We start from the raw sequence: 9,471 nt of genomic DNA on the forward strand, positions 1-9,471 counted from the left end.
CGTCGTGGTCGGGGGCGGCGTGGTCGTGGGCGGCGGCGTCGTGGGGCCGCTCGGCGCGATCGCGGTCGGCGAGGTCAGCCCGGCGTGGGTGAAGTACGGCCCGAGCTTGCCGGTGACGTCCAGCCGCTTGCCCAGCAGGCTCGGCGTGCTCCGCAGGCCGTAGGAGGCGCGGAAGGACGAGGTGACCTGGACGTAGAGCATCCGCGAGGTCGCGGTCTCGCTCGCTGTGTCGGCCAGCGCGATCGCGGTGTCAGGGGGGAAGTTCGAGCGCACGACCGTGGACGCGGCGGTCGGTTGGCCGACCACGTAGCCGCGCACGGTCGCCGAGGAGCCGTTCTGCTGACCCATCGCCTGGGCGACGGTGAGCGGGGTGGCCGCGCTCGCGGTGGTGGGACCTTGGACCAGCACGACCGCGGCGACGACGCCCAACGAGACGGCCAGTGAACTCCAGCGACTTCTCCGGGTGGCAAGCACAGGCGGTGTCCTCTCCCCGACGTTGACGGAGAGTGTCCGGACCCCGCCCCAACGAGGGAAGGGAGGCTTTCAATCTTCTCCGAAGAGTGAACAGATTGAGGCTTTCCGTTGTCAGAGCGCCAACTCAGCCACTCAGCCAGGAGACGAGAAGCCGTCGCGTTTTGCCGGTCGCATAGCCTTGCCCGCACTCGAAGCAGCGGAAGGAGCACGGTGAGCGACGCGATTGCGCGGTACCAGCTGGCCATGGCGGGATTCGACGCGGTGGCGGGGGCGGTGCCCGAGGACCGGTGGAGCGCCGCGTCCCCGTGCAGGGGCTGGACCGCGCGCGATGTCGTCGGCCATGTCCTGAGCTCGCAGGACATGTTGTTCGCGTGGATCGCCGGGAAGCGGCCGACCATGCCGGACGAGGACCCGGCCGCCAGGATCGGCGACGACCCGCGCGGAGCGTGGCGCGCCACCTACGCCGAGGTCGGCGCGGCGCTCGCCGAACCGGGTCTCGCGCAGCGCCCGGTGTCCACCTATCCCGGCGGACCGTCCACTGTGGACGAGATCCTGGACAGCGGACTGGTCGAACCCCTCGTGCACGCGTGGGATCTGGCGCGCGCCGCAGATGTGGAATTCACCCTGGACGACGCGTTGGCCACGGAGTGCCTGCGCGCCATGAAGGAGCATGAACGGCGCGTGCGCCTGTCCGGCATGTTCGGCTCGGAGAACCCGGTCGCCGACGACGCGACCCCGGGCGAGCGCCTGCTGGCCTTCCTCGGCCGCACTCCGAACTAGCCGCCCAGGGGCCGGGGTGTCTTCAAGACCGCCCAACCCGCTTGTCGATCGTCGTCAACCACCCCAGACCCCGTCGCACCGCAAGGGTTTGGCGCGGTTGAAGACCAGCAAACGCACCGCCTCGCAGCACGCGATCCGGCCCCTGCGTGGCGCTTTTCGCGTTGTGGCTACTTGTTGCGATTGGGGAGCGCTCTCCTGCGCAACGCGTTGCCACAACGTCGAAAAGTGGGCTGACCGCAGTGGTGCGATCGGGGTGTCGGGTGTGCTTCGCCGTTTCGTACTCATAGCGGGTTCGCTGGCCGCTATGAGTACGAAACGGGAAGGTCGGCTACGGGGCGGGGGCTTCCTCGGTGGGCTGCTCCTGCTGCTCACCGAGGGCGAAGGCGACCTGGCCGTCGTCGGTGACCTCGGCGTCGAGGATCTTGTCGTCGAGGTACACGGCGGCGAGCGGGTCGAGGAAGACGTGCGTGCCCTCGCCCGCGAGGATCTGGTCGTCCTCCTCGGGGCCTGGCGTGATCGACATCTCCAGGGCTCCGGGCTGTCCGCCGTCGGGGGTGGCGGCGATCCGCAGTCCTGATCCGTCAGGCACCCCCTCCGCGGAGGTGATGGTGCGGACGACCTCGATGGCCGTGGGGGTGAAAACGAGCATTCCGCTCTCCCTTCCGGGGATCTCGGCGACCGAAGCCGGCAACGCTAGCCGGGTACCCAGAACCTCGCAGGATGAACGCGCGGGCCGATGAAGAGTTCTCGATGCGGACCCTACTTCCGTTGGTACGCCTTGCCGACGCCGAGCAGCGCGACCGCGCCGAGCGCGCCCACGACCGCGAAAGCGTAGAAACCCCAAGGGTATGCGAGTCCCGCGGTGAGCAGCGCGCCGCCGAGGACGGGCCCGGAGATCGCGCCGATCCTGCCGACCCCGGCCGCCCAACCCAGTGCCGTCGCGCGGTTGTCCGCCGGGTAGACCCGCCCGATGTAGGCATAGACCAGGACCTGCGAACTGAACACGAAGAACCCGGCGGCGAACACCGCGGCGTGGACACCGAGCTGCGGCAGGCGGACGCTGAGCAGCGCGAGCGCGAGCGCGGCGACGGAGAACCAGGCGATCCCGGAACGGCGCGCTCCGAGGCGGTCGGCGATCGAACCGGCGACGAGCAGGCCGACGATCGCGCCGATGTTCAACGTCAGCAACAGCCCCAGCGCGTCGCCGAGTTCGTAGCCCGCGGCGCGCATGATCTGCGGCAGCCACGTGTTGAGGCCGTAGACCAGCAGCAGCCCCATGAAGGAGGCCGCCCAGAACGCCACCGTGGACCGGCCGCGCCCATCGCGGAACAACGACGCGATGGTGGCCAGCGGTGATGTGGAATCGTTGCGGGAGAACGACTCCGACTCCGGCAGGTGGCGGATCATGAGCGGTACCAGCACGAGCGCGGGCGCGGCGCCGATCAGGAACATCGCCCGCCACCCCAGTTCCGGGATGACCACGATGCCCAGCAGCGCCGTGAGCACCGCGCCGACGTGGTAGCCGGTCATGATCGTCGTGGTTGCGCTGACCCGGCCTTCCCGCGCCTGCTCGGTGACCAGGGTGATCGCGGTCGGCAGGCACCCGCCGAGCCCGATCCCGGCCAGGAACCTGAGCAGCCCGAACACCTCCGCTGACGGTGCGACCGCGCACAGCGCCGTGCAGAGGGAGAAGCCCGCCACGGCGAACACCAGGGCCCTGCGCCTGCCGATCTGGTCGGTGACCGTCCCGATCACCAGGGCGCCGACCATCATGCCGAGCAGGCCGACGGTCGAGACCACCGAGGCGCTCGCCGGGGTCAGCCCCCACACGGCGCCGTCCAGCAACGTCGGCAGAACGGAACCGAGCACCACGAGGTCGAAGCCGTCGAGCAGCACGGCGCTCCAGCACAGCGGGAGGACCCACCGTGCGCTGAGCTGGACCTGGTCCTGCGTGGCCATGAGACCTCCGGCGCGAGAAGGGCTTGCGGTGCGCCAAGGGTGCTGGCAACACTTCCCCCGCGCACAGAGATCTTCCGTTCACCGGAAGCCCTGGAAGTCTCCCACCGACGAAAGGCGCCGCGATGCCGAGCCCACCGCCCAGCGTCTCCGCGCGGCTGCTCAGCGTGCTGGAGGCGTTCAGCCCGGGCGGCACGCGGCTCACGCTGTCGGAGATCGCCCGGCGCACGGGACTGCCGCTGACCACCGCGCACCGCCTGGTCGGTGAGTTGACCGCGTGGGGAGGCCTGGAGCGCGACGGCGCGGGCCGCTACCAGATCGGTCTGCGGCTGTGGGAGATCGGCGCACTGGCCCCGCGCGGGCTCGGTCTGCGCGAGACGGCCATGCCCTTCCTGGAGGACCTGTACGAGGCGACGCACCAGAACGTGCAGCTCGCCGTGCTCGACGGGCACGACGCGGTGTTCCTGGAGCGCCTGTCCGGCCGCGAGGCGGTGCACGTGTTCACCCGCGTCGGCGGACGGCTCCCCGCGCACGCGACCGGGGTGGGCCTCGTGCTGCTCGCGCACGCGCCGCACGAGACGCAGGAGGCCGTGCTCTCCTTGCCGCTCAAGCGGTTCACCAATAGGACGATCCCGAGCGGAGCCGAGCTGCGGCGGGCTCTCGCCGAGGTGCGACGCCAGGGCTTTGCGATCAGTGACGGTCAGATCGAGCTGATCGCCGTGTCCGTAGCGGCCCCGGTGCACGACCACGACGACGCGGTGGTCGCGGCGATCTCCGTCGTGGTGCCCTCGGAGAACGGCGACGCCTACGCGCTGCTGCCCGCCGTGCGCGCGGCAGCGCGGGGAATCTCGCGCGCACTGGGCTCCCCCAGCGCACGTCGGCTGCCTGGCCCGGTGCACCGCGAGACGTTCAGCGCACCGGGCTAGCGGCTCAGGAGATAGTCAGTTCGCTGTGGTACTCGGTGCCGCCCTCTTCCGCCTGCGGCGCGACGGCCGAGCGCTGCGCGGGGCCGCTCACCCGGTAGGCGAAGGAGAAGCGCAGGTTCGCCATTCCGGTCTTGCCGCCGACGTTGACCGGGAACGCGCAGTGGCCCCACATGTCGTAGTTCTTGTTGCGCGCGTTCCTCGGCACCGACGAGTGCCACGTGTAGGTCACCGCGATGTTGGCGTGGTGGTCGGAGTACGGCAGCTGCATGTGCCCGGCCTTGCAGGTCATCCGGCCCGCCGCGATCGCGCGGATCTTGGGCGCGACGGTGAAGAACCACGGCATCGTCACGGCGTCGTTGGCCATCCACCGCGCGCTGACCTGGGCGGTGAAGGTGCCGTTGGAGTCGGTGCGCTTGTAGGACGGCGACGGGCTGGCGAAGGTGTGCCGGGGACCGGCGGCCTCGGCGGGGATCGCCGCCCCGGCGAGCACGACCGCGGCGAGGGTGGTGACCAGGGCGGAGGAGAGCGAGCGGCGCATGAACATCCTTGTCAGGCTCTAACCATATTCAGCGATTTCTCGCCAAGTAGAACCCGAAGGCGCGCCTGAGCAGCCCCTTTGTCGCAGCCATCACACAAAGTAGTCAGATCTCGCTACGTTGAGTAGCGAGTGGATCACCTCAGGGAGTTCCAGAACGCCAGCTTGTGCTGAGCCGCGTAGTCGATCCGGCCGATGTTGCGCTCGCCCGGCGCGAGCTGCTGCGCGGCCTCCCCGGCGCCGAAGGGCTCCCACTTCGGCAGCGACGGTCCGTTGGGGTCCGCCGAGCGCGCGAAGTTCGCCCAGTACCGCATCATGTCCGAGGAGAGCGTGCGCTGCTCGGGGCGGATGCGGCCCTCGAAGTCGGCGTCGCGGAAGAGGTACGGCACGTCGGCGGCGTGGTAGGCACCCGGCGGCAGGCTCGGCGGCAGCGGCAGGTACATCGGCGCGCCGCGATCGGCGAAGGAGTACAGGTAGGTCGGCGCCTTCCCCGCGAACAGCCTCGCCTGCTCGAAGTTCGCCCGCGCCCACATCCCGTCGGTCAGCAGCGCCGACCAGGCCACGCTCGGCGACACGTAGTCGGAGAGCGGGTAATTCGGGATGATCTTAGAAGCTCGGTCGCCGTACGCCTCGGCCACCAACTGCGGGAACCGTTGCGGTGTCACGGGTTTGCCCAGCATGTCGTGGAAGAGCCCGACAAACGTGGTGTGCTCGTCGCGCGTGGTCCCGGTGATCACCGGAACGGACTGGGCCCTGCCTTCGCGGAGCACCTTCGCGGGCAGCTCCGGCAGCACCGTCGTACCGAAGGCGAAGGGCTGGAACAACCTCATGTGCGGGAGCAGCTTCGCCACCGGCACCGCGCGCAGGCAGTCCAACGCCCGCGCGGGGTCCGCGCAGCCCACCTCGGCCGCGATCCTGGCACCGTCGCCTGCGGCGTCGGCGAGCGACCTCCAGCCGTACCACTCGATCGCGGGCAGGTCCGGCGTCATCGTCCCGGCCGGCAGGTCCATCAGCGCGAACCCGCTCTGCACGATCGCCCGGTGGAACAGGCCCTTCGAGCCCGGCGCGGTGAGGTGCGCCGAAGTGGCCAGCGCGCCGTAGGACTCGCCGAAGAGCGTCACGTTGCCCGGGTCGCCGCCGAACTGGCGGATGTTGTCCCGCACCCAGCGCAGCGCGGCCTGCTGGTCCTGAAGCCCGAACGAGCCGGAGTCCGCCAGGCCCGGGTGGGCGAAGCCGCCGAAGACGCCGAGGCGGTAGTTGATCGTCACCACGACCACGTCGCCGGTCCCGGAGAGCTGGCGGGCGTCGAAGTAGCTGCCCGCGCCCACGACTCCGTCGCCGTGCACCCACACCATGGTCGGCTTCGGCGCGCGCGGTGTCGCCGAGCGCGGCGCGGTCACGTTGAGGAACAGGCAGTCCTCGGTGGAACTGTCGGACTGCGCGTACTCGGTGGACTCCTGCGGGCACGCGTTGCCGGGCTTGGTCGCGTCGCGAACCCCGGTCCAGGACTGCGCGGGCTGCGGTGAGCGCCAGCGCAGCGGGCCGGAGGGCGCGGCCGCATAGGGAATGCCGGAAAAGGTGCGGTGCTCGGGAGTCGCCACCCCGCGCAGAGTTCCGGCGGATGTGCGCAGCAGTCCGCCGTCGTCCCCGGCGGGACCGAGCGGTCCGGCGCAGCCGACAGCCATCAGGAGAAGGGCGGACAGCAGGATCGGGGAGACACGTCGCGTGCTCATGTTAAAGGAATACCCACTCGTCGATCGCGCGGACCGGGCCGTTGGTCATGAATCTCAAGTGCCCTTTGTCATGCGATTTTCATGTTATTCATCATGGTCGCCGGAACGGCAATTCATCGAGCCCGCACGAGTTGACCACAACACGCCGGGGAAAACTACCTCGATCGAGTTAATTAACGTGAAGGCGAACCCGGTACGCGTCCCGTTCGGCGCACACCGCATGATGGGGGCTCAGCACTGGAGCGCAACAGCACAGGAGGAGCCGGCATGGCCCTGGAGAAGCCCGAGGTCGACAAGTACGAGGGCGACGCGCCCGCTGACCTGGTCGTCACCGACCTCATCGTGGGCGAAGGCGACGAGGCGACGGCCGGCAAGGTCGTCAGCGTGCACTACGTCGGGGTGTCGCACTCCACCGGCGAGCAGTTCGACGCGTCCTGGGACCGCCACGAGACCTTCGAGTTCCCGCTCGGCGGCGGCCGCGTCATCGCCGGCTGGGACCAGGGCGTGCAGGGGATGAAGGTCGGCGGGCGCCGCCACCTGGTCATCCCGGCGCACCTCGGCTACGGCAACCGCGGCGCGGGCGGCGTGATCAAGCCCGGCGAGACGCTGCTGTTCGTGGTGGACCTGCTCGCGGTGCACTAGTTCTCGCTTCGCAGACGGCCCGGGTCACGCACCCGGGCCGTCTGCGTTTCAGGAGCGGTAGAACCTGGTCGGCTTGCCGCACCTGTCGGTGCCGTCGAGCATGTGGCGGCAGACGCGGAGCTTGATGCCGGTGACCGGCGTCAGCGTCTCGTAGACCGTTCGCTGAGTCCGGCTCCCCGCGTGGGAGTCCGGGCCCGCGAAGTACTTCCACGTGTAGTTCGGTTGGGCGCGCAGCGCGACCTCAACCTGCACTCCGACGCGGCCGTGTCCCGGCGTCGGGTGGTACTCGACGGACAGCGTCATCGGGTAGTGCATGTAGCTGGACTTGCCCCAGGTCACCGAGCCCTTGGCCCAGCCGTCCGCACTGGAGAACCTGGCGATCGCCTCGGCCGAGGCCGGGCTCGCCAGGCCGACGGTCACCACGACGGCCAGTGCCGCGGACAGCAGCGCGCGCTTCATCTTCGGGTGGTCCTTTCGCTCGTGCGGCCGGAAATCTCGCCCGGGGGCTGGCGCGCGCACAACCCGGCGGTTCAAGGTTTCCTTGCCCCGGCTTCGGTTGTGGGCAGAATGTCGGGGCGGGTCCCGCGAGCGGAGGGTGGCCATGACTGTTCCCCACGACGACGTCCCCAGCATCGACCTCGAACCCTGGTTCCACGGTTCGGCGTCCGACCGCCGCGCCGTCGCGTCCACAGTGGACAGTGCGCTGCGCGAGTCGGGTTTCCTGCTGGTGACCGGCCACGGCGTGCCCACCGAGCTGCGCGCGTCGGTCCGGGCATCGGCCAGGGAGTTCTTCGCCCAGCCCGAGCCGGTGAAGCGGCGCTACGCCGTGCCGGTCGGGTACCGCGGCTGGCTCCCACCCGGCGTCGAGGCCAACGGGCTCGCCGAGGGGACCATCACGCCTCCAGATCTCAAGGAGACCTATTCGGTCGGCTCCGAAGAGAAGACCGGCGACGCCGAACTGGACGAGTTCTGGTTCCCCGACAACGTGTGGCCCGCCGAATCCCCGGCGCTGCGCGCGCACGCCGAGGAATACCTGTCCCGAATGCGCGCGCTCGCCGACGAGCTGCTGACCGTGTGCGCCGTCGCGCTGGACAAGGACGAGGACTTCTTCACCCGGGAAACGCGCCACCCGTCGTTCACCATGAACATCAACCGGTATCCGCCGCTGACCGACGTCGGCGAGCCCGAACCCGGCCAGTTCCGCATCGGCCCGCACACCGACTTCGGCACCGTGACGATCCTCGACCGCGAAATGGGCTTGGGCGGGTTGCAGGTGCACACCCTCGACGGCAGATGGGTCGACGCACCGTACGACCCGGCGGCGTTCACGATCAACATCGGGGATCTGCTGGCCAGGTGGACCGGGGACCGGTGGCGTTCCACCCGGCACCGCGTGCTGCCGCCGGACCCACGGGCGCCGCAGGAGGAGCTGGTGTCGCTGATCTTCTTCTACGAGTGCTCGCCGAAGACGTGGGTGTCGTCGTTGGGGCCGCCGGTGGGGGTTCGGGAGTATCCGCCGGTGTTGGCTGACGCATATCTTCGGGGGAAGTTGGCGTCGATTTCTGTGTGAGGTTTTTGGTTGGGTACGGCTGGGCTTCCAGCTTGCGCCGGTTCCAGCGGTGGGTCGGCTTGACCTGGGAACCCCTTGCGCGTGCCCCTGGGCCTTACAGGGGCACGGGTAGTGAACCCGGCCCCCGCGCGAGCGTATGGCACGCGCACCCCAGGTAAAGCCGACCATTCCAGCCGCGTGTTCCGCTAGTCGGGGGTTGCCTTTTCGGCGTTGCGGACGCCTGGGAATTCACCCCTTAGAGCCATGATCGTCTATTTAATCGGCGTAGAATAGAAGTATGGATTCCGATGCCGTCTTGAAGGCGGCCTTCACCGGCATGGGCAAAGCCGTAGCGGACTTTTCCGTGACCCTGCTCGACTACATTTCCGACCTCGATCCACGCGACCAGGAATTCTCTGAAGAAATCCTCATGCGTGAACTCCGGGTATCGCGGGTCAAAGCATCCAGGCTCATCGACCGGGCCACGGATCTGACCTCCCGCCCGGGAGTGTTCAAGGCGTTGGCCGAAGGCCGAGTCGATGAGGGCAAGGCGCTCATGATCATCGACCTGGTGCGGGTCCTCTCGGTCGTGCACGCGGCGATCGCTGAAGAAGCCCTGCTGGCGCATGCGGAGAAGAACCCGTACTCGACCACCCGCCAGTACGCGGTCCGGTTCATCCACCGACTCGATCCGACTGCTGCTGAGCGCCGGTTTCAGGAGAAGCGGAAGACGCGCCTGGTGGAGAAGATCAACCAGGACGACGGCATGGCCCTGCTCCGAGTACTGATGACCGCCCATGACGCCGCCATGGTCTATGACCACATCAACCGCATCGCCCGATCCCTGCCCAAAGACGACCGCACCCTGGACCAGAA

At 69.1% G+C, this 9,471-nt stretch carries 11 protein-coding genes; 5 read left to right on the top strand and 6 right to left on the bottom strand.

All coding sequences use genetic code 11. The features are described 5' to 3' along the window. The coding region (locus tag CCN37_RS22740) for a DUF6359 domain-containing protein (RefSeq protein ID WP_246843230.1) at positions 1 to 474 on the bottom strand (474 nt) is incomplete at its 3' end. Positions 475 to 684: 210 nt separating this feature from the next. Between CCN37_RS22740 and CCN37_RS22745 the strand changes: the two genes are divergently transcribed. Beyond that, on the top strand, positions 685 to 1,254 hold the full coding sequence (locus CCN37_RS22745) for a TIGR03086 family metal-binding protein (protein WP_086824407.1): 570 nt from the start codon (positions 685 to 687) through the stop codon (positions 1,252 to 1,254). A gap of 328 nt (positions 1,255 to 1,582) precedes the next feature. Here CCN37_RS22745 and CCN37_RS22750 read toward each other — a convergent pair whose 3' ends face one another. Together CCN37_RS22750 and CCN37_RS22755 are read right to left on the bottom strand one after the other, a co-directional pair. Continuing rightward, a complete protein-coding gene (locus CCN37_RS22750) occupies positions 1,583 to 1,903 on the bottom strand; it encodes a hypothetical protein (RefSeq protein ID WP_086824409.1) in 321 nt (106 codons plus the stop codon). Positions 1,904 to 2,013: 110 nt separating this feature from the next. Continuing rightward, positions 2,014 to 3,213 carry an aromatic acid/H+ symport family MFS transporter gene (locus CCN37_RS22755; RefSeq protein WP_086824411.1) on the bottom strand — a complete coding sequence of 400 codons (1,200 nt, stop codon included), beginning with the start codon at positions 3,211 to 3,213 and terminating at the stop codon, positions 2,014 to 2,016. 122 nt (positions 3,214 to 3,335) lie between these two features. Here CCN37_RS22755 and CCN37_RS22760 point away from each other — a divergent pair, with 122 nt between their 5' ends. Then, the gene (locus tag CCN37_RS22760) at positions 3,336 to 4,136 is read left to right on the top strand and encodes an IclR family transcriptional regulator (RefSeq protein WP_086824413.1); all 801 of its coding nucleotides are present in this window, start codon (positions 3,336 to 3,338) and stop codon (positions 4,134 to 4,136) included. Between the two features lie 4 nt (positions 4,137 to 4,140). Here CCN37_RS22760 and CCN37_RS22765 read toward each other — a convergent pair whose 3' ends face one another. Further along, positions 4,141 to 4,674, bottom strand: a complete 534-nt coding sequence (locus tag CCN37_RS22765; RefSeq protein ID WP_143261751.1) for a hypothetical protein — start codon at positions 4,672 to 4,674, stop codon at positions 4,141 to 4,143. Positions 4,675 to 4,808: 134 nt separating this feature from the next. Continuing rightward, positions 4,809 to 6,404: a carboxylesterase/lipase family protein gene (locus CCN37_RS22770; protein ID WP_246843231.1), complete on the bottom strand. Its 1,596-nt coding sequence runs from the start codon at positions 6,402 to 6,404 to the stop codon at positions 4,809 to 4,811. A 267-nt stretch (positions 6,405 to 6,671) separates the two neighbouring features. On the opposite strand from CCN37_RS22770, the gene CCN37_RS22775 reads away from it, so the two are divergent. Then, entirely contained in the window at positions 6,672 to 7,046 is a 375-nt protein-coding gene (locus tag CCN37_RS22775) for an FKBP-type peptidyl-prolyl cis-trans isomerase (RefSeq protein ID WP_210408162.1), read from the top strand. 48 nt (positions 7,047 to 7,094) lie between these two features. Here the strand turns inward: CCN37_RS22775 and CCN37_RS22780 are convergent, their stop codons facing one another. After that, the gene (locus tag CCN37_RS22780) at positions 7,095 to 7,505 is read right to left on the bottom strand and encodes a hypothetical protein (RefSeq protein ID WP_086824418.1); all 411 of its coding nucleotides are present in this window, start codon (positions 7,503 to 7,505) and stop codon (positions 7,095 to 7,097) included. A 142-nt stretch (positions 7,506 to 7,647) separates the two neighbouring features. Here CCN37_RS22780 and CCN37_RS22785 point away from each other — a divergent pair, with 142 nt between their 5' ends. Then, positions 7,648 to 8,616 carry an isopenicillin N synthase family oxygenase gene (locus CCN37_RS22785; protein WP_086824420.1) on the top strand — a complete coding sequence of 323 codons (969 nt, stop codon included), beginning with the start codon at positions 7,648 to 7,650 and terminating at the stop codon, positions 8,614 to 8,616. A 277-nt stretch (positions 8,617 to 8,893) separates the two neighbouring features. Beyond that, the coding region (locus CCN37_RS22790) for a DUF222 domain-containing protein (RefSeq protein WP_143261752.1) at positions 8,894 to 9,471 on the top strand (578 nt) is incomplete at its 3' end.

It is taken from the genome of Allokutzneria sp. NRRL B-24872 (assembly GCF_002155965.1).
Classification (GTDB): Bacteria; Actinomycetota; Actinomycetes; order Mycobacteriales; family Pseudonocardiaceae; genus Allokutzneria.